General features: G+C 67.2%; 23 protein-coding genes. 17 read left to right on the forward strand and 6 right to left on the reverse strand.

From position 1 onward, the window contains the following. Window positions 1-176: 176 nt before the first annotated feature. The gene (locus ACIA8C_RS14575; protein WP_397134647.1) at window positions 177-1,268 is read left to right on the forward strand and encodes an alkane 1-monooxygenase; all 1,092 of its coding nucleotides are present in this window, start codon (window positions 177-179) and stop codon (window positions 1,266-1,268) included. Here the strand turns inward: ACIA8C_RS14575 and ACIA8C_RS14580 are convergent, their stop codons facing one another. Continuing rightward, window positions 1,269-2,945 (reverse strand): fumarate hydratase, encoded by a 1,677-nt coding sequence (locus ACIA8C_RS14580; protein WP_396991163.1) that lies wholly within the window; start codon window positions 2,943-2,945, stop codon window positions 1,269-1,271. A gap of 297 nt (window positions 2,946-3,242) precedes the next feature. Here ACIA8C_RS14580 and ACIA8C_RS14585 point away from each other — a divergent pair, with 297 nt between their 5' ends. Then, window positions 3,243-3,713, forward strand: a complete 471-nt coding sequence (locus ACIA8C_RS14585) for a MarR family winged helix-turn-helix transcriptional regulator (protein WP_396990801.1) — start codon at window positions 3,243-3,245, stop codon at window positions 3,711-3,713. A 316-nt stretch (window positions 3,714-4,029) separates the two neighbouring features. On the opposite strand, the gene mftD is transcribed toward ACIA8C_RS14585, so the two are convergent. After that, on the reverse strand, window positions 4,030-5,349 hold the full coding sequence (mftD, locus tag ACIA8C_RS14590) for a pre-mycofactocin synthase MftD (RefSeq protein WP_397134649.1): 1,320 nt from the start codon (window positions 5,347-5,349) through the stop codon (window positions 4,030-4,032). Continuing rightward, on the reverse strand, window positions 5,346-6,095 hold the full coding sequence (gene mftE / locus ACIA8C_RS14595; RefSeq protein ID WP_397134651.1) for a mycofactocin biosynthesis peptidyl-dipeptidase MftE: 750 nt from the start codon (window positions 6,093-6,095) through the stop codon (window positions 5,346-5,348). Before mftE ends, mftD begins: the two co-directional genes overlap by 4 nt. A 39-nt stretch (window positions 6,096-6,134) precedes the next feature. Here mftE and mftR point away from each other — a divergent pair, with 39 nt between their 5' ends. The 10 genes from mftR (at window position 6,135) to ACIA8C_RS14645 (ending at window position 14,683) form a co-directional block, all read left to right on the forward strand. Continuing rightward, window positions 6,135-6,746: a mycofactocin system transcriptional regulator gene (mftR, locus tag ACIA8C_RS14600; protein ID WP_397134653.1), complete on the forward strand. Its 612-nt coding sequence runs from the start codon at window positions 6,135-6,137 to the stop codon at window positions 6,744-6,746. Between the two features lie 143 nt (window positions 6,747-6,889). After that, window positions 6,890-7,795, forward strand: coding sequence for an STAS domain-containing protein (locus tag ACIA8C_RS14605; protein WP_040735778.1), 906 nt, complete (start codon window positions 6,890-6,892; stop codon window positions 7,793-7,795). A 14-nt stretch (window positions 7,796-7,809) separates the two neighbouring features. Then, the gene (locus ACIA8C_RS14610) at window positions 7,810-8,199 is read left to right on the forward strand and encodes an STAS domain-containing protein (protein ID WP_107660644.1); all 390 of its coding nucleotides are present in this window, start codon (window positions 7,810-7,812) and stop codon (window positions 8,197-8,199) included. Beyond that, a complete protein-coding gene (locus ACIA8C_RS14615) occupies window positions 8,177-8,602 on the forward strand; it encodes an ATP-binding protein (protein WP_150404521.1) in 426 nt (141 codons plus the stop codon). Before ACIA8C_RS14610 ends, ACIA8C_RS14615 begins: the two co-directional genes overlap by 23 nt. Continuing rightward, window positions 8,595-9,230, forward strand: a complete 636-nt coding sequence (locus ACIA8C_RS14620; protein ID WP_397134655.1) for a SpoIIE family protein phosphatase — start codon at window positions 8,595-8,597, stop codon at window positions 9,228-9,230. Before ACIA8C_RS14615 ends, ACIA8C_RS14620 begins: the two co-directional genes overlap by 8 nt. Window positions 9,231-9,243: 13 nt before the next feature. Further along, complete coding sequence (locus ACIA8C_RS14625; protein WP_397134657.1) at window positions 9,244-11,589, forward strand: SpoIIE family protein phosphatase; 2,346 nt, start codon at window positions 9,244-9,246, stop codon at window positions 11,587-11,589. A gap of 234 nt (window positions 11,590-11,823) precedes the next feature. Next, window positions 11,824-12,453, forward strand: coding sequence for a TetR/AcrR family transcriptional regulator (locus tag ACIA8C_RS14630; protein ID WP_397134659.1), 630 nt, complete (start codon window positions 11,824-11,826; stop codon window positions 12,451-12,453). A 3-nt stretch (window positions 12,454-12,456) separates the two neighbouring features. Beyond that, window positions 12,457-13,362, forward strand: coding sequence for an alpha/beta fold hydrolase (locus ACIA8C_RS14635; protein WP_397134661.1), 906 nt, complete (start codon window positions 12,457-12,459; stop codon window positions 13,360-13,362). 105 nt (window positions 13,363-13,467) lie between these two features. After that, the gene (locus tag ACIA8C_RS14640) at window positions 13,468-14,091 is read left to right on the forward strand and encodes a flavin reductase family protein (RefSeq protein ID WP_397134663.1); all 624 of its coding nucleotides are present in this window, start codon (window positions 13,468-13,470) and stop codon (window positions 14,089-14,091) included. A gap of 253 nt (window positions 14,092-14,344) precedes the next feature. Then, window positions 14,345-14,683: an STAS domain-containing protein gene (locus tag ACIA8C_RS14645; RefSeq protein ID WP_396991164.1), complete on the forward strand. Its 339-nt coding sequence runs from the start codon at window positions 14,345-14,347 to the stop codon at window positions 14,681-14,683. Window positions 14,684-14,760: 77 nt separating this feature from the next. Here the strand turns inward: ACIA8C_RS14645 and ACIA8C_RS14650 are convergent, their stop codons facing one another. Then, window positions 14,761-15,798 carry an LLM class F420-dependent oxidoreductase gene (locus tag ACIA8C_RS14650; protein ID WP_397134665.1) on the reverse strand — a complete coding sequence of 346 codons (1,038 nt, stop codon included), beginning with the start codon at window positions 15,796-15,798 and terminating at the stop codon, window positions 14,761-14,763. 131 nt (window positions 15,799-15,929) lie between these two features. Here ACIA8C_RS14650 and ACIA8C_RS14655 point away from each other — a divergent pair, with 131 nt between their 5' ends. Together ACIA8C_RS14655 and ACIA8C_RS14660 are read left to right on the forward strand one after the other, a co-directional pair. Beyond that, window positions 15,930-16,589 (forward strand): cyclodeaminase/cyclohydrolase family protein, encoded by a 660-nt coding sequence (locus ACIA8C_RS14655; RefSeq protein WP_397134667.1) that lies wholly within the window; start codon window positions 15,930-15,932, stop codon window positions 16,587-16,589. A gap of 67 nt (window positions 16,590-16,656) precedes the next feature. Then, window positions 16,657-17,634 carry a TIGR03557 family F420-dependent LLM class oxidoreductase gene (locus tag ACIA8C_RS14660; protein ID WP_397134669.1) on the forward strand — a complete coding sequence of 326 codons (978 nt, stop codon included), beginning with the start codon at window positions 16,657-16,659 and terminating at the stop codon, window positions 17,632-17,634. A gap of 113 nt (window positions 17,635-17,747) precedes the next feature. Here ACIA8C_RS14660 and ACIA8C_RS14665 read toward each other — a convergent pair whose 3' ends face one another. Beyond that, the gene (locus ACIA8C_RS14665; protein ID WP_397134671.1) at window positions 17,748-18,665 is read right to left on the reverse strand and encodes an NADP-dependent oxidoreductase; all 918 of its coding nucleotides are present in this window, start codon (window positions 18,663-18,665) and stop codon (window positions 17,748-17,750) included. Between the two features lie 67 nt (window positions 18,666-18,732). Between ACIA8C_RS14665 and ACIA8C_RS14670 the strand changes: the two genes are divergently transcribed. The 3 genes from ACIA8C_RS14670 (at window position 18,733) to ACIA8C_RS14680 (ending at window position 21,292) form a co-directional block, all read left to right on the forward strand. Further along, window positions 18,733-19,140, forward strand: coding sequence for a winged helix-turn-helix transcriptional regulator (locus ACIA8C_RS14670; RefSeq protein ID WP_397134673.1), 408 nt, complete (start codon window positions 18,733-18,735; stop codon window positions 19,138-19,140). 338 nt (window positions 19,141-19,478) lie between these two features. Then, window positions 19,479-20,231 (forward strand): L,D-transpeptidase family protein, encoded by a 753-nt coding sequence (locus ACIA8C_RS14675; protein WP_397134675.1) that lies wholly within the window; start codon window positions 19,479-19,481, stop codon window positions 20,229-20,231. 161 nt (window positions 20,232-20,392) lie between these two features. Beyond that, entirely contained in the window at window positions 20,393-21,292 is a 900-nt protein-coding gene (locus ACIA8C_RS14680) for an alpha/beta hydrolase (protein WP_397134677.1), read from the forward strand. Between the two features lie 6 nt (window positions 21,293-21,298). On the opposite strand, the gene ACIA8C_RS14685 is transcribed toward ACIA8C_RS14680, so the two are convergent. Then, window positions 21,299-23,056 carry an ABC transporter ATP-binding protein gene (locus ACIA8C_RS14685; protein ID WP_397134679.1) on the reverse strand — a complete coding sequence of 586 codons (1,758 nt, stop codon included), beginning with the start codon at window positions 23,054-23,056 and terminating at the stop codon, window positions 21,299-21,301. Window positions 23,057-23,067: the final 11 nt, after the last annotated feature.

Here is a 23,067-nt window from a genome sequence, read left to right on the forward strand (position 1 = left end):
CTGAGGCGACTCTGCTATCACACGCAACAAACGCACCGTGGATAATTCAGCAGTCACAACAGATTACGGTTGCCCGTCGCCGGAATCTCACCGAAAGAAGCAGGCAGATCAACCGTCGACAGCCCCGAGGTCTGGACCGGAAGCGCCCCTTGTGGATGCTCGGCCTGATCGCTCCAATGTGTGCACTGCTCCCATCGCAGCTCGTGCTGCACACCGGCGCGCCCGTCTTCTGGTGGATCGGCCCGATCATCGTGCTGCTGGTGATCCCGGTGCTGGACTGGGTGGTCGGCGAGGACGGCGCGAATCCGCGCGACGAGGACTACGAGCTGCTGTCCGGCGACCGCTACTACCGCTGGTGCACCTACCTTTTCCTGCCGATCCAGCTGTTCGGGCTCGGCATCGCGAGCTATCTGTGGGCCGGCGACGAGCTCACCGGCGTCGACAAGCTCGGCCTCGCCGCGACGCTCGGCTTCGTCAGCGGCATCGGCATCAATGCCGCGCACGAGCTCGGGCACCGGGTCGAGCACCTGGAACGCTGGCTGGCCAAGATCGCGCTCGCCCAGTCGGCGTACGGGCACTTCTTCGTCGAACACAATCGCGGACACCATGTGCGAGTCGCCACGCCGGAGGACCCGGCGAGCGCCCGGCTCGGCGAGTCCCTCTGGGAATTCCTGCCGCGCAGCGTGACCGGCGGCTTCAGCTCGGCGATCCGGCTCGAGCGCGAACGCTTGGCGCGCAAGGAGCGAGGTTGGTGGGATGTGGACAATCAAATCCTGCAGGCGTGGGCGATGAGCCTCGTCCTCATCGGTACCCTCGTCGCACTTTTCGGCTGGCACATCCTGCCTTGGCTCGCACTGCAAGCGGTGATCGGCGTCGCGCTGCTGGAGACGGTGAACTACGTCGAGCACTACGGCCTGCTGCGCGCCCGCCGCCGCAACGGCCGCTACGCCCGCTGCTCCCCCCGGGACAGCTGGAACAGCGACCGCCTCGTCACCAACATCTTCCTCTTCCACCTCCAGCGCCACAGCGACCACCACGCCAATCCGGGACGCCGGTACCAAACCCTGCGCAGCTCAACCCACGCCCCCCAACTCCCCGCCGGCTACGCAACCATGGTCGTACTCGCCGCCATCCCCCCACTGTGGCGCGCCGTAATGGACCATCGAGTACTAGCCCACTACGGCGGCGACATCACCCTCGCCAACGTCCAACCACGTAAGCAGGGACGGTTGCGCGCCACACTCGCGTACCGACGCGCAACCGGCTGATCAGACCCGTTCAGCGGAGCGGGTGCGGACGCGCAGGGCAATGGGCTTCTGGGTTTCGGCGAAGAAGTCGTTGCCCTTGTCGTCGACGACGATGAACGCAGGGAAGTCTTGGACTTCGATCTTCCAGACGGCTTCCATGCCGAGCTCGGGGTATTCGAGCACCTCGACGGACTTGATGCAATCAAGGGCCAGGCGGGCGGCAGGGCCGCCGATGGAGCCGAGGTAGAAGCCGCCGTGCTCGTGGCAGGCCTTGGTCACCTGGGCGGAACGGTTGCCCTTGGCCAGCATGACGAAGGAGCCGCCCGCGGCCTGGAACTGGTCGACGTAGGAGTCCATCCGACCCGCGGTGGTCGGCCCGAACGAGCCGGACGCGTAACCCTCGGGCGTCTTCGCGGGTCCCGCGTAGTAGACGGCCATGTCGCGCAGGTACTGCGGCATCGGTTCGCCCGCGTCCAGGCGCTCCTTGATCTTAGCGTGCGCGATGTCGCGGGCCACCACCAGCGGGCCGGTCAGCGAAAGCCGGGTCTTCACCGGGTATTTCGACAGTTCGGCGCGGATCTCCGACATCGGTCGGTTCAGGTCGATCTGCACCACGTCGCCGCCGAGGATCGACTCGGTCTGCTCCGGCAGGTAGTGCGCGGGCTCGCGCTCGAGCTGCTCGAGGAACACACCCTCCGGCGTGATCTTGGCCAGCGCCTGGCGGTCGGCCGAGCAGGACACCGCGATGGCTACCGGGCAGCTGGCGCCGTGCCTCGGCAGCCGGACGACGCGCACGTCGTGGCAGAAGTACTTGCCGCCGAATTGCGCACCGATGCCGAAGGATTGGGTGAGCTTGAACACCTCCTCCTCCAGCTCCAGATCCCGGAACCCGTGCGCGGCAAGCGATCCCTCGGTGGGCAGGTGGTCAAGATAGTGCGCCGACGCGTATTTGGCCGTCTTCAACGCGAATTCGGCACTGGTGCCGCCGATCACCACCGCGAGGTGGTACGGCGGGCAGGCCGCGGTGCCGAGCGAGCGGATCTTCTCGTCCAGGAACTCCAGCATCCGCGTCGGGTTCAGCACGGCCTTGGTCTCCTGGTACAGGAACGACTTGTTCGCCGACCCGCCGCCCTTGGCCATGAACAGGAACTTGTACGACGGCTGCGCGGGATCGCCTGGCGTGGAATACAACTCGATCTGCGCGGGCAGGTTGGATCCGGTGTTCTTCTCGTCCCACATGGTGATCGGGGCGAGCTGGGAGTAGCGCAGGTTCAGCTTGGTGTAGGCGTCGAAGACGCCGCGGCTGATCCATTCGGCGTCGTCGGCGCCGGTCAGCACGCCCTCGGACTTCTTGCCCATGACGATCGCGGTGCCGGTGTCCTGGCACATCGGCAGGATGCCGCCCGCGGAGATGTTCACGTTCTTGAGCAGGTCCAGCGCGACGAAGCGGTCGTTGCCGCTCGACTCCGGGTCATCGATGATCTTGCGCAGCTGCGCGAGGTGCGTCGGCCGCAAGTAGTGGCTGATGTCGTGCATCGCCTCGGCGGTGAGCAGGCGCAGCGCCTCCGGCTCCACCTGCAGGAAGGTCCGGCCGTTGGCCTCGAAGGTGTGCACGCCCTCGGTGGTGAGCAACCGGTACGAGGTGTCGTCGGCGCCGATCGGCAGCAGGTCTGAATAGCGGAAGTCCGGCGCGGTCACGGGACGCACTCCTTCGGGCAGGTCGGGGCACCAGCCGAGCGCGGGTTCAGGTGCGCGCTCAGCGGGGCTGGTCACAGGCACAGCGAGCGTATCCACCCGGCTACGTCACACGATGGTTAGGCAAGGCTTATCTCCGGGCAGTTGACACAAAAGGTTGCACGTTCAACCCCGAGGGTGCTACCTGTCGTTCCACACAAAAGCGTTCGGACGTCCAAGCGTCGGTTCGCCGCAAGAACCGTCGCGCTACGCACAACGAAGCGCGACACTGTATGACACGCCAGAGTTTGGAGCGCTATCGTGACCGATCCCCATTGGCTCGATGACGTCGAAATGCGCGCCTGGGTGGGTTTTGTGCGCACTCGCGACCTCATCGCCGCGGCGGTCGGGCGAGACTCGACGCGCGAGTCGAACCTCACCTACGTCGAATACTCGGTGCTGGCCTTCCTGAGCAAAACTCCGGAACACCGCTGCACCTTCGCCGAGCTAGCCGCGCAACTCGAGTGGTCGCAGAGCAGGCTCTCGCATCAGATCACCCGGATGGAGAAGCGCGGACTCGTTGTCCGTGAACCGATCCCCGACGACGCGCGCCGCACCGCGGCCCGGCTCACCCCGCGCGGCGCCGAGGTGCTGACCGGTGCCGCGCCCGCGCACGTGATCAGCGTGCGCAAGCACATGATCGACGTGCTCGACCGGCAGCAACTGGCCGCGCTCGCCGACATCTACGACACGTTGCTCGCCCACCATCGATCAACAACAAGCGACAACTGACCGCTGAGGCAGACGCGGTCGCCGCCTCCCACCGCACCGATCCCGTAGCTGAATTCACGGATGCGGCTGCCGCACTGGTGGTCTCGGTAGCCGCGCGATCCGATCCGCCAGCCGCACGGTCCAAGTCGGCTGATGCGCCCGCCCAATTCGGCTGCCTCACCACCCGATTTGAGCCATCGTGGCGTCCCGATCGGTTACCGAGCCATTCGGTCTGACTGACGCATCGACTGATTGGCCGGCTACACCACCCGATCTGCCAGCCGCGCGGTCCAATTCGGCCGACACGGCTCACACGCCCGCCAATTCGGCTGCCTCGCTATCCGATTTGGGCCGCCGTTGCGACGGACTCGGCTACCGCACCATTCGGTTCGACTGACGCATCGACGGATTCACCGACCGCACCACTCACTCCGGGCGCGCCAGCTACCGATTCGATTGCCCCACCGGACGATCCACGCGACCCCGCGGGCACGCCGAGTGCGCGCTCGAATCCAGCGGGCACCACGATGTCGTCACGATCGAGCTCGGTGACGCTCGTCTTGCGCAAGCCGAGCAGCGCCGAGTCGATCCCGCCGCGCAGGATGTCGAGGACGTTTTCCACGCCCGCTTGGCCATTCGCGGCCAGACCCCACAGATACCCGCGCCCGATCATTACCGCGCGGGCGCCGAGCGCCACCGCCTTCACCACGTCGCTGCCGCGCCGGATGCCGCCGTCGAGTAGCACCTCGATCTGCGAACCGACCGCGTCGGCCACCGCGGGCAACGCTCGAATGGCCGCCGGTGTCCCGTCCAGGTTGTTGCCGCCGTGGTTGGACACCGAGATGGCCGCGACGCCCGCGTCGACCGCACGCAGCGCGTCATCGACCCGAATGACGCCCTTGAGCACCACAGGTCCGTCCCACTGCTCGCAAATCCATTGCACGTCGGCCCAATCCGGCGGCGGCGTGCCCATCCATTCGCCGTATGCGCCGAAGAATCCGGGCGCCTGGCGGCCGTCGATCGCCATGTTCGGCGCGGTGAGGTCCGGTATGTGCCCGGACTTCGCGTAGGTCGCCAGCCAGCGCGGCCGCGCCAGGGTCTGCGGCGCGAATTTCAGCATGGTGCGCAGGTCGAGCTTTTCCGGGATCACCGGGCTGCCCCAGTCCCGGCCGTGCGAGAACGACCAGTCCAGGGTGAGGATCAGGCCGACCGCGCCCGCCGTCTTCGCCCGCGCCATCCGCTGCAGGATCTCGTCTTTGCTGCCGCACCAATACATCTGGAAGAACGTCGCCGGATTGGCCGCGATCACCTCTTCGATCGGCTTGCTGGCAAAGGAGCTGAGCCCCATCGCGATGCCGCGGGCCGCCGCCGCACGTGCCACGGCTACCTCGCCGTCGGGGTGCACCGCTTGCACGCCGGTCGGCGAGATCAGCACCGGCATCGAAAGGTGCTGTCCGAGTACGGTCGTCGACTGATCGCGGGCGCCGATGGGGCCTGCGACGTGCGGGGCGAAGCCGAGTTCGGTGAACGCCTGCTGGTTGTCCTCGATGGTCTGGCCGCGCTCGGATCCGGCGATCAGCGCGCCGTACACCGATTTCGGCAGTCTTTTCTTCGCGCGCCGCTGCGCTTCGGCAACGGTTTCGAACCACGGGTTCATGGGGTCCTTTCCAGGGAAGCTACCGGCCACCAGAGCCGGGTTCGGTCGAGCAAGTCGGTGGTCAGGTGGTCGAGTAGCGCCGTGCCCTCGTCGGCGCTGGCCCCGGCCGGGTCGCCGAGCACGCCGTTGGCGCTGACCGAGCGCACACCGGCACCGCGCAGCAGCGGCATCAGTTGCGCGAGCGGCCGGACGTCGCCCGCCTCGGCGCGGTCCAGCCGCACCCGGTCCGGCGTCAGCGCCAGTTGGACGGCGGTTTCCGAACGCCCGGCATGCAGATCGCCTTGGTAGCGCGGCAGATACACGCGCACGTCGCGGGATTCGCCGCGCAACAACGTTTCCGCGCGCCGCAGCGGTTCGAGGTTGCCGCCGTGCCAGTTGACCAGCAGGATGCGGTCGAAGGTATCGGTTGCCGAGCGGCACAATTCGACGACGAGCAGTTCCAGCGCGGCCTGCCCGATGGACATGGTGCCGGGGAACCCCGCGTGCTCACCGCTGGCGCCGTACGGGATCGCCGGTGCGACAAGCACATCCGGGCGTACCTCGGCCAGCCGGGTACACAACGCCGAGGCGATGTCGGTGTCGGTGGACAGCGGCAGATGCGGGCCGTGCTGTTCGGTCGCGCCAACCGCGACGGCCAGAATCGCGGCCGCGGCGGCCCGCTCCCCGGCCTCGGGCCAGGTGAGATCGGCCGCGACGCGGGCCGGATCCGCCGCCGCGCGGCTGTGGCCTGCGACACTTTCGAACATCTCGCCAGATTATCGTCAGTCACTGACATAATCAATGCCGTGACAGCAAGGACCACCCGTGGCCGCCCGCGCGGAACCAGCAAACGCGAACTCGAACTGATCGCTCTGCGGCTGTTCACCGAGCAGGGCTTCGAGGACACCACGGTCGAGCAGATCGCCGCCGCGGCGGGTATCAGCGGCCGCACCTTCTTCCGCTACTTCCCCACCAAGGCCGAGGTGCTCTGGTACCAGTTCGATGACGAAGTCGCCGCTCTGCGCACCGCCTTCGCCGACGTGCCCGACGATATTCCGATGATGACCGCGGTACGTCGAGTTGTCGTGAACGCCAATCGGTATCGGGCCGAAGACGTGCCCGAGCTACGCACCCGGATGCAACTGGTCGCCACCATCCCCGCACTGGCCGCCACCGCGGGCACACACTACGACGCCTGGGAACACGCGGTCAGCGACTTCGCCGCACGCAGGCTCGGCGAACCGGCGAACGCGCTGATCCCCCTAGCTGTCGGACGCACCACCTTGGCCGCCGCGCGCGCCGCCTTCGACGCGTGGCTGGCCCGCGCCGACGCGGACCTCACCGTCTATCTGGCGGAGGCGCTGCGCGGGCTGGAACGCGGATTCGCGCCAGACGACGGCAGCCAACGGAGTCGGTAACCGCAGCTACCGTGAATCCCACGCGAGCAACCGGCAGGTTTCATCCGCAACACGGTTGGGGTATGACTAGGCTCGGTGTCGGTCTCACGGCCGAACACCCGATGATCCGACTCAACAAACCGTCGAAAGGGGCAGGAGTTTCCATGTCCGAGGTGTCTATGAGCCTTTCGGCGGATTCGCTGACCGCGGGACCGGTCGACAACCTGCTTCCGCAGTTGGTCGAGCATCTGCGGCAGAACCGCACCGCGCTGCGTGAGGAGTGGGCTCGCCGCATCACCGACGCTCAGCTCCTGACCGCGATGACCCCGGAGGAAATCTTCTCCGAGGCGACCTCCGTCTACGACAACTATGTCGAGGTGCTCGAGACCGGTAGCGTCGAGGCGCTGCAGGCCTACGCCCGCGACCTGTCCGAGCGCATCATTCCGCGAGGCGTGGAAACCGACGAGGTGCTCGGCATCGTGCTGCTGCTGCGCGACGTGCTGGCCCGCTCGCTGTTCGAGAAGTACCAGGCCGACTTTCAGTTGCTCAACGCCGTTCTCGACGCCTACGAACCGGCCGCCAACCGCATCGCCAACACAGTGGGCGTCTCCTTCGTCCAGGAGCGCGAGCGCGTTATCCGCCAGCAGCAGGAGGCGATCCGCGAGCTGTCCACCCCGGTGCTGCAGGTCCGTGAGCAGCTGCTCATCCTGCCGATCATCGGCGTGCTCGACAGCCAGCGGGCCCGTCAGCTCACCGAGCAGCTGCTGCGCGCGATCCGCGCCAACCGCGCCAAGGTGGTCGTCATCGATATCACCGGTGTGCCGCAGATCGACTCCACCGTGGCCAACCACCTGGTGCAAACGGTCGACGCGTCCGGTCTGATGGGTGCGAACGTGATCATCACCGGGCTGTCCTCGGAGATCGCGCTGACACTGGTCACCATCGGACTCGACCTGTCCAAGATGAACGCGGTCGGCGACCTCCAAGGCGGTATCGAGGAAGCCGAACGTCTGCTGGGTTACGAGGTTTCCCGAGTCGCCGAACGGGTTACCGAACGCGACGGCCGCTAGATCAGGGCGGGCAGATGCCGGTACCGATTCTCAAACAAGGCACCTATCTCATCGCGTCGGTCCAATCCGCGTTGACCGACGCCGATACCGAACGCCTGCAGGACGACCTGATGAAACAGGTCAGCAAATATCGAGCGCACGGAATCATCGTCGACGTCACCGCGATCGACATCATGGATTCCTTCGCGGCGAGATCGTTGCGTACCATCGCGCACATGACGCAGCTGCGCGGCGCCGAAACGGTGATCGTCGGGCTGCAGCCGGAAGTCGCCTTCGCCATGGTGCAATTGGGGCTCACCTTCGAGGACATGCACACGGCCCTCGATCTCGAAGAGGGCCTGGCCTGGCTCAACAAGAAGACCGCGTCACCACGCCAGCGAGATGGTCGTGACAGTGGCCGCTGAGAACCTGGTGATCGCGGTCAGAGTGTCGGGCGACATCGTGATCGCACGTCAGGCAGGCCGCGAACTGGCAGCGAAGCTCGGATTCACGCTGACAGACCGCACCATGATCTCGACGGCGATCTCCGAAATCGCCCGCAACATCACCAGTTACGCGGGCAGCGGCGAGATCAGGCTGATGGTCGACGACCGGGAGGGTCGTCAGGCACTGGTGGTCCAGGCCGAGGACCAGGGACCCGGCATCATCGACATTCCCCGTGCGCTCGAGGACGGTTATTCGACCGGGCGCGGACTAGGACTCGGTCTCCCCGGCGCCCGCAGGCTGATGGATCGGCTACTCGTCGATTCGGCGCCGGGCAAGGGCACGTTGGTGGAGATGTGGAAGTGGGTACCCAACGGTGCATGACGACGGGTTCATCGGCCGAATCGAGTGGGCGGTGGCCGGCCGCGCGCTGCCCGGCCAACGCGTCTCCGGTGATCGCGGCCTCATTCTCGACACCGGTGGCGGCACTGTCCTTTTCGCCGTGCTGGACGGGCTCGGCCACGGCGCCGCCGCGGCCGACGCCGCCGACCGGGCCGCGCAGGTGCTCTCGGAGAACCGCGCCGAACCGCTGGACGTGCTGATGGTGCTCTGTCATCGGGCCATGGCCGACACCAGGGGTGCCGCGGTATCGCTCGCGCTGTTCGACCCAAGCGACACGGTGCGCTGGCTCGGCGTCGGCAACGTCGAATCCCGGGTGCTCACCGTCAGTCCCGGCGGGCTGGCCGTTCGCGCGACCATCCTGCTGACCGCGGGGATCGTCGGCTACCGGCTGCCGCAGAACCTGCAACCGCAGACCATCCAGGTGCGTCCCGGCGATCTGCTGCTGATGTCCACCGACGGCATCGTCAGCGAATCCGCCGACGCGATCGATCTGTCGAAGTCCACCGCGGACATCACCGCGGACATCCTCGCCAAGCACGCCAAGGACACCGACGACGCGTTGGTGCTCGCCGCCCGGCATCGGGGTGCGGCGCAGGGCCCGAAGTCGTGAGGGGCCGCGTCCCATGACAGCACTGGCCGATTTCCTCGACGAATACGCGAAAGCGTTACGCAGGCACCTGGATTCACCGACGCAAGCGACGCTGGCCGAGGGGTACGAGCTCGGCAGGCGGGCGCTGGTCGAAGGCATCAGCCTGCTCGACCTCAACGAGAACCACTTCCGGGTGGTGCAGGCCGCCGAGCACGACGCGGGCATCGGCGGTTCCGACGCCCGGCTGGCCGAGTCCGCGCTGGAATTCCTGCTGCAAACCCTTGCCGCACTGGACATCGCGACCCGCGGCTATCTCGACGGCGTCGGCCGTTACGAGCAACAGCGTTCCCGCGCAGACGATCTCGCCGGACGCGACGCCTTCCGCACCGCGCTGGTCGAGTCGCTGCAGGACGGCTTCTTCGTCGCCGACTCGCACGGCGCCATCGTCGAGGTGAACTCCGCGTTCGGCGCGCTGACCGGCTACGGCGCGGCCGATGTGCCCTACCCGCTGCCGCATCCGTGGTCGATGCCGGAGGGGCCGCGCTACCCCGATCTCGGCACGGAGGCACAGCGTTTCGTCATTCCGATCCGGCACCGCGACGGCCGCTCGGTGTGGCTCGCGGTGAGCACCAGCGCACTGATCAAGCCGGAGAACAACGAACGCATCTTCGTCGGCACCATCCGCGACGTCACCGCCGAGCACGACGCGCAGGCGCGCGATCAGGCCGCCTCCCGGCTGGCCACCGCGGTGGGCGCGGCGACCAGCGTGGTCGAGGTGCTCGCGGTCGGCCTCGACGAATTGCGGCGCACCGTCGGCGCGCAGACGGCGGTGGTGTCGGTGTGGCCGAGCAGGCACGTCGAGCCGGAGGTGTATGTCTCCGGTGCCGAGGGCGCGGCCAACGGCCCGGCAAGCGCCGAGCTGGACGCGCGGGCACGGGCCATGCTGGATCGGGCCAGACGCCGGCCCGGCCGTAGCCTGTTCGCCATCCCGGAGGGCGCCGACAGCTCAGAGGGCATCGTCGCTCCGCTCGGCGAAACCGGTGACGCCGCACTGTGGTTGCGTTTCGCCGCGCCGCGCGCGATCAGCGCCGCCGACTGGACGTTGTTCTCGCTACTCATCGGCCATCTCAGCCTCGCGGTACAGCGAGCCCGCAACTTCGACCAGGCCCGCTCGACGTCGCTGACGCTGCAGCGGGCCATGCTCGGCCCGATCGAACTGCCGCCGCGGTTCTCGGTGCATTACGAGCCCGCGCTGCCGCCGTTGGAGATCGGCGGCGACTGGTACGACGTGGTCCCCTTGCGCGACGGCACCATCGGTGTCGTGGTCGGCGACTGCGTCGGACGTGGCCTGTCCGCGGCCGTGGTGATGGGTCAATTGCGTACGGCCGCAAGAGCATTGCTGTTGCGCGGCGCTGGTCCGGCGCAGCTGCTTGCCGAACTGGACACGGTCGCGGGCCGGATTCCCGGCGCGATGTGCACGACCGTGTGCGCCGCGGTGCTCGATCCGGTGCGCGGGCTGGTCCGCTACAGCAGCGCGGGCCACATGCCGCCGATCCTGGCCGACGTCGACGCGACCGGCCGCCTGCTGGAGGGCGGACGGTCCTTCCCGCTTGCCACCTTCGATCCGCCGCGCCGCCCGGAGGCGACCACCGCGCTGACGCCGGGCTCGACGCTGGTGTTGTTCACCGACGGGCTGGTCGAACAGCGCGGCGTCGACATCGACGACAGTTTCGCCAAGATCGCCGACGTGCTCGCCGACACCTCGGCCAAGCTGCCGCGCGAGGTGGCCGACGCGGTGCTGTCGCGCCTGCGGCCCGCCGCTGGCTACGACGACGACGTCGCCATGGTGGTGTATCGCCAGCCGCCGGCACCGCTGCGACTGGAGGTGCCCGCGCACGCGGATGAGCTTGCGGCACTGCGCCGTACGCTCAAGGCCTGGCTGGCCGCCGCCGCGGTGCCGCACGATCTGGCCTCCGATCTGGTGGCCGCGGCCAATGAGGCGTGCAGCAACAGCATCGAGCACGCCTACCGCAACGGCGCGGTGCCGACCGGCCGTCCCGAGAGCACCGACCGCTCGATGGGCCGCGTCACCAGGGCCCTGCGCGACCCGGCCGCCGACACCAACCGGGTCGAGCTGACCGCCACCTGCAACACCGAGACGGTGGTGATCACCGTCGCCGACGCGGGCAGCTGGAAACCGCGCTCGGCCGATCCCGGCTACCGCGGCCGCGGCATCGACATGATGCGCGCGCTCACCGAGGAACTCGACATCGACCACACCGGACCTGGCACCCGCGTCCGCATGTCGGTGACCCTGCCCGCCATCGCCTTCCCGGTAGCAAACCCGTTGCGCGGCACCAACCGCCGCGCCTCGAGCTAGCGAGTCCCCCAGCGCAGGTGGGCGATTCGTTCGCCCTGCACCGCCGTCAGGTTGCCCAGCAGGTGCGAGCCGCGCCTAACTCCTCGAAGAACGGCACCCCGCCACCGGCACCAGACCTATTTCAGCAGAACGAGTTCCAGACACTGGCGGCCGATAGCGCCGCCGTCCACCCCGATCACCTTCCGTCCGTGAGCTTTTGCCGCGCACTCGGACCAAACGAGCTATGATTCGACCGTGCGGTCTAAAATTGATCCGAATGGTCGAACGTTTACCGAGCAAGCCCGTCGAGGCCAGATCACAGCTTGCGCCATCGAACTGGTCGCCGAGATCGGCTACCCAAAGACATCGATCGGCAAGATCGCCGAGCTGGCCGGGGTGGCGAAAAGCGTTGTGCTCTATTACTTCTCCACCAAAGATGAACTGGTCAACACGCTGGCCCAGGAGATCTTCAGCGCCGCGGTGCGGGTGATGGTTCCAGCCATCGAGGCCGAGGAGACGGCGGTCGGCAAGCTGCGCGCCTACATCCGTTCCAATGGTGAGTTCATCCACACGCACCGCAACCATGCTCTGGCGATGCTGGACATGTGGACCAGCTACCGGTCGACTGCCGGGCAGCGATTGGACCAAGTGATGGCCGCGCGTGAGCCACTACAAGAGGACTCCTCGGCCCTCGACCTAGCGGCGATCTTCGAACTCGGTCAGCGCACCGGCGAGTACCGCGCGTTTGCCGTGCAGCCGATGACGATCGCGGTACGGCAAGGCATCGACGGGGCCGTCATTCAGTCGTCCCGCGACCCCGGCTTCGACGTACCCCGCTACTGCGAGGAACTCGTCACGATCTTCGACCTGGCAACCAGGAGGTAGTTCATGACCATCGAGATGGCCCGGCACGGGGATATCGAACTCGCCTACGAGACGATCGGGCCGCCCACCGGTGAGCCGCTGCTGCTGATTTCGGGGATCTCCCAGATGCTGATCTGGCACGACGACGCCATCGCCGGACTGGTGGAGCGCGGCTTTCAGGTGGTCCGGTTCGACAACCGTGACACCGGCCTGTCCACCCACCTGCACCGCGCTGGACGACCGAGCAAGCTGGACCTGCTCCTGCGCCCCACCCAGGCGGTCCGGTATCACCTGACCGATCTGGCTGACGACGCGGTCGCGGTATTGGACGCGCTGAACTGGGACAGTGCGCACGTTGTCGGCGAATCACTCGGCGGCACGATCGCCCAGTCGATGGCCGTGCGCCACCCGGACCGGGTACGCAGCCTCACCTCCATCGGTGCCGGCCCGTCGCCACGCATCGGCGGGCCCCGCGTTCGAACCCTCCTGCGTTTCCTCGTGCTGGCCAGAAAGCCCATCAACAGCGCGGAAGACTATGCCGAGCACATGGAGGCATTGGAACTGATAGCCGGGTCGCCGGACTACCCACAGGACGAAACCTGGCTGCGCGAGCTGGGCAAGCGCAGCTACGAACGCGGGCACGACCAGGCCGGCGTGGAACGCCTGTCCGTGGCCTTACGGGCCTCCGGCGACCGGCGCGGCGAACTGGCCGCGGTCCGCGTGCCGACCCTGGTGGTGCACGGTCTGGCTGACAAAACGGCTCGGCCGGTCGCGGGCAGCGCCACCGCGGCCGCGATTCCCGGCGCCCGACTGGTCACCTACCCCGGCATGCCCAGCCACGTTCCACCGCAACTGTGGCCCGACGTCATCAACGAAATAGCCGCTATCGCAGGTCTCGACGGCGATCGCAACGAGCGAAAACCAGGATGACCCAGGAGGAGTTTCGCCCACACTGGGCGATCATTCGAGTCGACAACGATACGCCGAGTCGGTTTACCGCCAGCATCGGTCGGTGGGGCCCGGCATCGTTGGTGGATGCATCGAGTTGTTGATCTCAAGGTTCTCTATTTTGGTACGCCGGTGGTGTTGATCAGCACCCGAAACCCGGATGGCACAGCGAATCTCGCGCCGATGTCGTCAGCGTGGTGGCTGGGCGATCAGTGCATGCTCGGGATGAATACGGCGTCGCGGACCACCCAGAATTTGGTGCGCGAGCGGGAGTGTGTGTTGAATCTCCCGTCCTCGGTCATGGCGGCGGCGGTGGATCGGCTTGCGCTGCTTAGCGGTTCGCCGGAGATGACACCGCACAAGATCGAGAAGGGGTATCGGTACGAGCCGGACAAGTTCACGGCGGCCGGCCTGAGCCCACTGCCCGCCGAGCTCGTCGCGGCACCGCGGGTCGCCGAGTGTCCGATTCAGCTCGAATGCGAAGTGCTGTCCTGCGAGCCGTTCGGCATCGACACCGGTTGCCTCGCACACACCGTGCGCGTACTGCGGGCGCACGTGGCCGAGGAGCTGATCATTCCGGGCACCGCGCACGTCGACCCGGTCGGCTGGGATCCGTTGATCATGAAGTTCTGCGAGTTCTTCGGCGACGGCACCCAGTTGCGTCCGTCTCGGCTGGCCAGCGCGTGGCGGATTCCCGCGACCAGTCGTTGAGCAGACCCGCCGGTGACGCTCGTTTTCTGAAGCGGCACAACGGCGACGTCGACCCGCGTCCTTACGGTAGTGTTTGTCCCTATGAACGCGCCGAGGTTGCGAATTCGCCGCTACTTGTGTGTTGTGATGTTGTGAACGAGCGACAGCGAGTGAACCGAGGACACAGCAACCTGTTGGGCGCGACGGAGCCGAGCATCAGCGAGGTGGAGTCATGACCAGCACTTCCGGAGACGCGTATCCCGTTGCGGACACGATGACCACCACCGTCGCTTCCCAGGACGGTGCGACGGTCCTCACCGTGGCCGGCGAGGTCGACCTGGCAACGGCGCCGGCGCTCGAGAGCTCGATCGAGGCGATTCTCAACGGCAAACCCGCGGCCCTGATCATCGACCTGACCGCGGTCAGCTTCCTCGCCTCGGCGGGCATGGCCGTGCTCGTCGCAACACATCAGCGTGCGGGCGATGCGACCGCGATCGCCGTGGTCGCCGATGGCCCGGCCACCAGCCGCCAGCTGCGGATGACCAATCTCGATCAGGTCTTCGCCGTGCATTCCACCCTGGCAGCGGCGCTCGCGGGCTTCCGCGACCGCTGAACTCGCTGGGCGCTACAAAGCCCTGACACTTGGCGAGCAGGCGCGACAACGCCTGCTCGCTAAGTGTCTTTCCAGGATCAGCAGAGTTCGCGCAGCTGCTCGATCAGCTTGACCCGCTCGGCCGGCGTGGCCGCCATCGGCAACACGTTCAGGACGGTGGCGCCCGCCTCGGCGAAGGCGGCGACCCGCTCCTTGACGTAGCTCGCGGGACCGACCAGGGAGACGTCGCGGACCAGGGCGTCGGGGACCACCTTGGCCGCCTCTTCCTTCTTGCCCGCCAGGTAGAGCTCCTGGATGCGGTCGGCCTCGGCGCCGTAGCCGTACTTGGTGGCCAGTGTGTGATAGAAGTTCTTGCCCTTGGCACCCATGCCGCCGATGTAGAGCGCCAGATGCGGCTTCACGAATTCCAGCAGCGGCTCGACGTTGTCGCCGATGGCCAGCGCCGGGCTCGCGTACACCTCGAGCGGGCCGAGCTGCGGGTCACGCTTGGCGAAGCCCGCGTCGAGCGACTCGCCCCAGATCTTGTTCGCCTGCTCCGGCAGGAAGAAAATTGGCTGCCAGCCCTCGGCGATCTCGGCGGTGAGCTCGACATTCTTCGGGCCGATCGCGGCGAGCAGCACCGGGATGCGTTCGCGCACCGGATGATTGATCAGCTTCAGCGCCTTGCCGAGGCCGGTGCCCTGCCCTTCCGGCAGCGGGATCTGGTAGTACTTGCCCTGGTACTCGAGCTTCTCGCGCCGCCACACCTTGCGGCAGATCTCCACCAGTTCCCTGGTGCGCCCGATCGGCGCGTCGTAGGGCACGCCGTGGAAGCCCTCGATCACCTGGGGGCCCGACGCACCGAGACCGAGAATGAACCGGCCGTCGGAGACGAAATCCAGGCCGGCCGCGGTCATCGCGGTCAGGCTGGGGGTGCGGGTGTAGATCTGCAGGATGCCCGAGGCCAGTTCCAGCCGCGAGGTCTTCGCGGCCAGGTAGCCGAGCGCGCTCACCGCGTCGTACGAGTACGCCTCGGGGACGAACACGATGTCCAGGCCGGCGCGCTCCAGGTCGGCGACCTCGGCTGCCGCCTCTTTGAAACCGCCCGAGTAGTTGATGCCCAATCCGATCCGCATAGCACTCAACATAATGGCGACTACGGGTCGGCGCCGCACCGGACCGGTCCGCTAGGCGGCGACGGCTGCCAAACCGGTAGCGTTGACCGCGCACTCCCCACCCGCGCCGCACGATGAAAGGCCATCAACCCGTGTCGCAGCCGAGCACCTCGTCCCTGGAAACTGCGTCCTCCTTCGGCGAGGCAACGCTGGCGCAGTATCTGTCCGACCTGGCCGCCAAGATTCCCGCGCCGGGCGGCGGGGCGGTGGCCGCGCTGCACGCCGCGCAGGCCGCCGCGCTGGTCGCGATGGTCGCGCGCTACACGACCCGGGCCAAGGACGCGGACAACCGGCCGGTGGTGGATCGCATCATCGAGGCCGCCGATGCCGCCCGTGCTCGATCGCTGACCCTCGCCGACGCCGACGCCGCCGCGTTCACCGCCGTCGGCGCCGCCTACAAGCTGCCGAAGACCACGCAGGAGGAGATCGACGCGCGCACCGCGACGATCAACGCGGCGCTGGTCGAGGCCGCTCGGGTGCCCGCTGCGGTGGTCGACGAGGCCGACGAGGTGCTCACGCTGGCCACCGAGCTGTTCCCGATCGGCAACCCGAACGTGGTCACCGACATCGGTGCCGCCGCCGACGCCTGCCGTGCCGCGGCCGCCAGCTCTCAGCTCAATATCGAGATCAATGTCGCCTCGCTACCCGCCGAGGCGGGCGACCGGTTCGCCGCCGTATTGCTGCGCATCGAGGAGATCGTGGCGCGCGCCGACGGCCTGCACGCCGACGTGGTGCACGCGGTGCGCGGCTAGCCCGGTTTCCGCATCGCGCGGCCGGGTATGTCGGCGGCAAGTAGCCGACACAGCCGAGGAGGTAACCGTGCAGATCGGATACAAGTTGGCCGCAGAGGCCTTCGGGCCGAAAGAGCTGATGCGCCAAGCGGTTCGGGCGGAGTCCGCCGGTTTCGACTTCGTCGAGATGAGCGATCACTACCATCCGTGGCTCGACGTACAGGGGCATTCGCCGTTCGCGTGGACGGTGCTCGGCGCGATCGCCGCGCAGACCGAGCGGATCGGCCTGGCGACCGGGGTGACCTGCCCGACCGTCCGCTATCACCCGGCGATCATCGCGCAGGCCGCGGCGACGCTGGCGCTGGTGTCCGATGGTCGCTTCACCCTCGGCGTCGGCTCCGGCGAGCGGCTCAACGAGCACGTGGTCGCGCGGGAGTTCCCCGAGGCGCGCAAGCGCCAGGAGATGCTGCGCGAGGCGCTGGAGATCATCCGACTGCTGTGGCGCGGCGGGTATCGCTCCTACGACGGCCGCTATCTGTCGCTCTCGGATGCCCGGGTCTTCGATCTGCCCGACGAACTGCCGGTGATCGCGGTGGCCGCCAGCGGACCGCCGTCGGCGCTGATCGCCGCCGAGCTCGGCGACGGGCTGTTCGCCACCGAACCGAAGTCCGAGATCGTCGAGCGGTATCGGGCGGCCGGTGGTGCCGGGCCGCGCTACGCGGAGGTGCCGATGGCCTGGGCACCCGACGAGGAAACCGCCGCCAAGGCCGTGCTCGAGACGACCCGCTGGGCGTTGACCGGCTGGAAGGTGATGAGCGAACTGCCCAACCCGGTCAATTTCGACGCCGCGTCCAAGACCGTGCGCATGGACGACGTCGTGCAGCAGTTCGCCTGCGGCCCGGACCCGGCCCGCTATGTCGAGGTGGCGCAGCAGTTCGTCGACGCGGGCTTCGACCACCTGGTCATGCAGAATGCCGGGCCGGACCCGGACGGGTTCATCGACTTCTATCAGCAGGAACTCGAGCCCCGCCTCCGGCAGCTCACGCCCCGTTCGGCAGCGGGCTGATCCGCTACGAATTCCACACTGTCAGTGCGATTTTGCCGCGAGCTCGGCCGGATTCGCTGAGCTGGTCGGCTTTTGCGATGTCCGTTATCGGCAGCTGACGCCGAGCTGATCCGCTAGGCGGGCGGATTCCACGCTGTCAGTACGATTTTGCCGCGGACTCGGCCGGACTCGCTGAGCTGGTGGGCTTTTGCGAGGTCGGCGAGGGGCAGGACCTGATCGATCGTGACCCGCAGGTGTGCGCGGTCGACCATGGTGGTGATCTCACGCAGGGAGACGCCCGAAGGTTCGACATAGAAGCGTTCGTAGCGCGGATCGCTCGCGGCGCGCGGATCGGCCTCGACATCGCCCTGCATGTCGAGGTAGCGACCGTTCGGGCGCAGCACACGCAGTGAGCGCGCTCCGTATTCGCCGCCGACGAGGTCGAGCACGAGATCGATGTCACCGACCGTGTCGGCGAAATCGACTGCGGTGTAGTCGATCACCTCATCGATGCCGAGTTCCCGCAGATACTCATGGTTGGCGGTGCGGGCGGTGCCGATCACGTAAGCGCCCCGATTCTTGGCGATCTGCACCGCGAGATGACCGACGCCACCGGCTGCCGCGTGCACCAGGATGCGCTGCCCCGCGCCGACGGCGGCCAGCGCCTGCCACGCGGTCGACGCCGCCACCGGCAATGCCGCCGCGTGGACGTGGTCCAGGCTCGCCGGTTTCAGCGCCAACGTATACGCCTGCGCCACTAGGTATTCGGCATTCGCACCGCCCATCACCATCCCATAGACGGCATCGCCGATCTGAAACCGTGCTACGCCGGGCCCGAGCTCCTCGACGACCCCGGAAACGTCCAATCCCAGTGTCACCGGCAGACTTCCGAGCTCGCCCACCTGTCCGACACGAATCTTCCAGTCCGCCGCGTTCACGCTGGTCGCGGCGACCCGCACCAACACCTCCCCCGGTCCCGGCTGCGGCCGAGCCACCTCAACCGTTTCGAGGACGTCCGGACCGCCGTGTGTGCGTTGAATGATTGCCAACATGCACTTGATTCTGTGGCAACCTAGTATCTATTGGAAAGAAGGCACCTTTATGATCCCGAGGTACCCAATGGATACTGCCCCGGCCCCGACCTTGGTCGAGAGCTACCTGCACGAGTGCCCGGCCCGCGAGATCTTCGCCGTGCTCGCCGACAAATGGGTCTTGCTGGTCCTAGTCGTCCTGCGTGACAACAAATCTCCCGTCCGCTTCAACGACCTGCGCCGCCGCCTCGACGGCATCACCCAGAAGATGCTCACCCGCACCCTCCGCACCCTCGAACGCGAAGGCCTCGTCCACCGAGCGGTCTACCCCACCGTCCCACCCAAGGTCGAATACTCCCTCACCCCCCTCGGCGAAAGCCTCGCCGTCATCAGCCAAGCCCTAGGCACCTGGTCCGACGAACACCAACATCAAATCCTCGCCGCCCGAGAAGCTTTCGACACCCGCCCCACCCCCGAACCTCTCACCGGACACTAAGACCCCCGCCGCGCACGAATTGTGCAGCCGCGCACGGAATTGCTCGCGAATTCGGGCGCGGCTGGCGCAGACGGCGGCATAGGGCTCCAGCGGCTCTGGCTGAGGTTCGCCGGAAGGAAGGGGGCAGTCTCGTTGAGGCGGGCTGATCTGTACGAACGGTCGTGCGATAGGTGGATGGTGGGGTTTGGGGGTGGGGGGTGCGGGTAGGCAACATAGAGAGGGGCATGGTGGTCGGTTACGACTGCGGCACGGCTGGGATCGATTCGTAGACCCGAGTTGATCATGCGGCCTAAAATTTAGTTTGCTTGCCTACCCACCATTTCGAAGGGGTGGAGTTCATGAGAAATGTCATCCGATATCTGTTCCTAATGATCTTGATCGCGGTATTGGCCGTGTTTTGGTCGGGAACGGCGACAGCGACGCTGATCGGAACCACTACAACAGCGAGCTCGGTCGAAGCGATCGGACCGTCGAATGGGCAGGTGGTCGGCGTTGCCCATCCGATAACCGTTCGATTCGCGGCGCAGGTCACCGACCGCGCGAAAGCCGAGCGAAGTATCAGTATCCGGGCCACGGAACCGTTGACCGGGACGTTCGCGTGGACCAACGACCGGGAGGCGGTGTGGACGCCGACCGGCTTCCTGCCCGCCAATGCCCGCATCACCGTCAGCGCGGGTAACGCCCGCACCGAATTCAACACCAACGCAGGCGTTTTCGGTGATGGCGACATGTCCGCCCATACCTTCACGCTCACCGTCGGCGGCATCCCGAGGACGATGCCTGCATCGATGGGCAAGCCGGGTCGCGAGACCCCGTCCGGCACCTTCCCCGTGCTGGAGAAGGCCCGCTCCGTCGTGTTCGACTCGCGCACCATCGGCATCCCGCTGAGCTCGCCGGAGGGCTACGTCATCAACGGTGAATTCGCCGAGCGCCTTACCTGGGGTGGCGTTTACATCCACTCCGCCCCGTGGTCGGTTGAGCAGCAGGGCAACTCGAATGTCAGCCACGGCTGCATCAACCTCGCCCCCGACGACGCGGAATGGGTTTATCACACAATCAATGTCGGCGATCCGGTAACCATGCACTGGTAACCAACCGCATCCGAGACCTGCGCACCGCTTCGGCGGCCCGCGGGTCCGGGGCCGAATACACCGGGCCGCGACATCCCACATCGCCCACAGCTCCCGCTCGTGACATGATCGAGCGAATGAGACAGTAGTTCTCGGTCGCTGGGACTAGCAGGAGCTGAGAGATGACGACCGCTGCACGCTCGGATATCGAATTCCAGTCGGATGGCACCACGGTCAGGGGCTGGTTGTACCGGCCGAGCACCGATGGACCGGTTCCCGTCGTAGTCATGGCGCACGGGCTGGGCGCGGTCAAGGAAATGCGCCTGGATGCCTTCGCCGAGCAATTCGCCGCCGCCGGCATCGCCGCGGTGGTCTTCGACTATCGGCACTTCGGCGCGAGCGACGGCGCACCCCGGCAATTGTTGAGCATTGGCCGACAGCTCGCTGATTGGTCGGCGGCGATCGACTACGCCGCCACCCTCGAAGGCATCGATCCGGCTCGAATCGCCTTATTCGGAACATCTTTCAGCGGCGGCCACGTGTTGCGCGTCGCCGCGCAGGACCGCCGGGTCGCCGCGGTGGTCGCGCAATGCCCGTTCACCGATGGCTTCGCCTCGGCACCGACGGTCGGACTCCGGCCGCTGCTCGGCATCGCCACCCGCGCGCTGCTCGACGTCGGTGCCGCCGCGCTGCGCAGGCCGCCGGTCACCGTCGCGCTCACCGGCACACCGGGCCAGACCGCATTGATGAACGCGCCGGACGCCGCCCCCGGATACACCGCGCTGGTGCCCACGGAATTCACCCACCCCAACGCCGTCGCCTCCCGAATCGGGCTGACCCTGCCCCTCTATCGCCCCGGCCGCAGCCTGCGCAAGATCGAGGCGCCGGTGTTCCTCGGCGTCTGCCGGAACGACACCGTCGCCCCGGCCCGCCAAACCCTGCGGTACGCGGCGGCCGCCGGTGCCAACGTCGAGGTGCACGAATATCCGGCAGGCCACTTCGACATCTACGTCTCCCCCGATTTCGACAAGGTGGTGGCCGACGAAACCACCTTCCTCGTCGAACACCTACGCCCTAGCTGATCCCGGCTACGCCGCCTCGATCAGCGCGTCGTCGCGGGACAGCAGCGCGGCGTAGCGACCATCGAGTTCCATCAACTCCTCGTGCGAGCCACGCTCCACGATGCGTCCGTGATCGACCACGACGATCTGGTCGGCATCGCGAATAGTCGACAGGCGGTGCGCGATGGTGATCGTGGTGCGATCGACCGAGAGCGCGTCGATGGCCTGCTGCACCTCCTGCTCGGTACGGGTGTCGAGCGCACTGGTCGCCTCGTCCAGCACCAGGATCGGCGGATTGCGCAGCACGGCGCGGGCGACGGCGAGCCGCTGCTTCTCGCCGCCGGAGAAGCGGTAGCCGCGCTCACCCACGAGGGTGTCGTAGCCGTCGGGCAGGCTCATGATGTGCTCGTGAATCTGGGCGGCGCGGGCCGCGTCATGCAATTCCCGTTCCGTCGCATCGGGTTTCGCGAACCGCAGGTTGTCGGCGACCGTGGCGTGGAACAGATAGGTCTCCTGGGATACCACGCCTACGGCGGTGGCGAGATCCGCGAAGGACAAGTCGCGCACGTCTTTTCCGTCGATGGTGATGCGACCGGAGCTCACGTCGTAGAGCCGTGCCACGAGGTAACCGAGAGTGGTCTTGCCGGAACCGGTTTCGCCGACGATGGCAAGGCTCGACCCGGCAGGCACGGTGATGTCGATGTCGCTCAGCACATCTCGATTGCCCGACCCGTATGAGAACCCGACATGATCGAAGCGCACCGCACCCGTGACCTTGCCGAGCGCGACGGGCCGAGCGGGCTCCTCGATATCGGGCTTCAGGTCGAGGTACTCGAAGATCCTGCCGAACAACGCCATCGAGCTCTGCACTTCGACACCGGTGGACAGCAGCTGCACCATCGGCCGCAGCAGCGTGGTCTGCAGCGTGGTGAACGCGACGAGCGTGCCGATCGAAACCAGCGGCTTCCCGCCCGTCACGCTGAGCCCCGCCGCCCAGTAGATGACCGCGGGCATGGCCGACATGACGATCGTGATGGTCGACTGCCGCCACCGCCCCGCCATGCTCGCGCGCACCTCCAGATCGACAAGCCCGCGCGACTCCCGCACGAAGCTGTCGACCAGCGCGGGCGAGCGCCCCATCGTGCGGCCGAGCAGGATGCCGCTCACCGAAAGCGACTCCTCCACGATCGCCGACATACCCGCCAGCTTCTCCTGCCGCTGACCGGTGATCTTGCGGCGTTCGCTGCCGACGCGGCGGCTGATCCACACGAAGAACGGCAGCATGACCAGGGAAACGAGGGTGAGCCGCCAGTCGAGCACGATCATCGCGGTGACCGCGGCGAGCACCGTGGTGAAGTTCGAGACCAGCGAGGTCGCGGTGGAGGTGACGGTCGATTGCATGCCGCCGATGTCGTTGGCGATGCGGGACTGCACCTCGCCGGTGCGGGTTTTGGTGAAGAAGGACAACGGCATTCGCTGCAGTTGCGCGTAGACCGCGGATCGCAGGTCGTGCATGACGTCCTGGCCGACGGTGGTCGAGATGTAGGTCTGCAGCACGCCGAACACACTGGTCAGCGCGGCGACCGCGATCATGCCCGCGGCCAGCAGCGTCAGCAGGCCGGTGCGCCCGTGCGGGAGCGCGTCGTCGAGCACCGCGCGCAGCATGAACGGCGAGGCCAGCGCGACCACCGAGGACAAGCAGACGAGGGCGGCCACCAGGGCCAGCCGGGCCCGATAGGGCCGGAACAACCGGACGATCCGGCGAAGATGATGTGGGGGCTGCATAGGCGCCTCCT

Source organism: Nocardia sp. NPDC051321, from assembly GCF_044455225.1.
In the GTDB taxonomy this organism is placed as follows: domain Bacteria; phylum Actinomycetota; class Actinomycetes; order Mycobacteriales; family Mycobacteriaceae; genus Nocardia.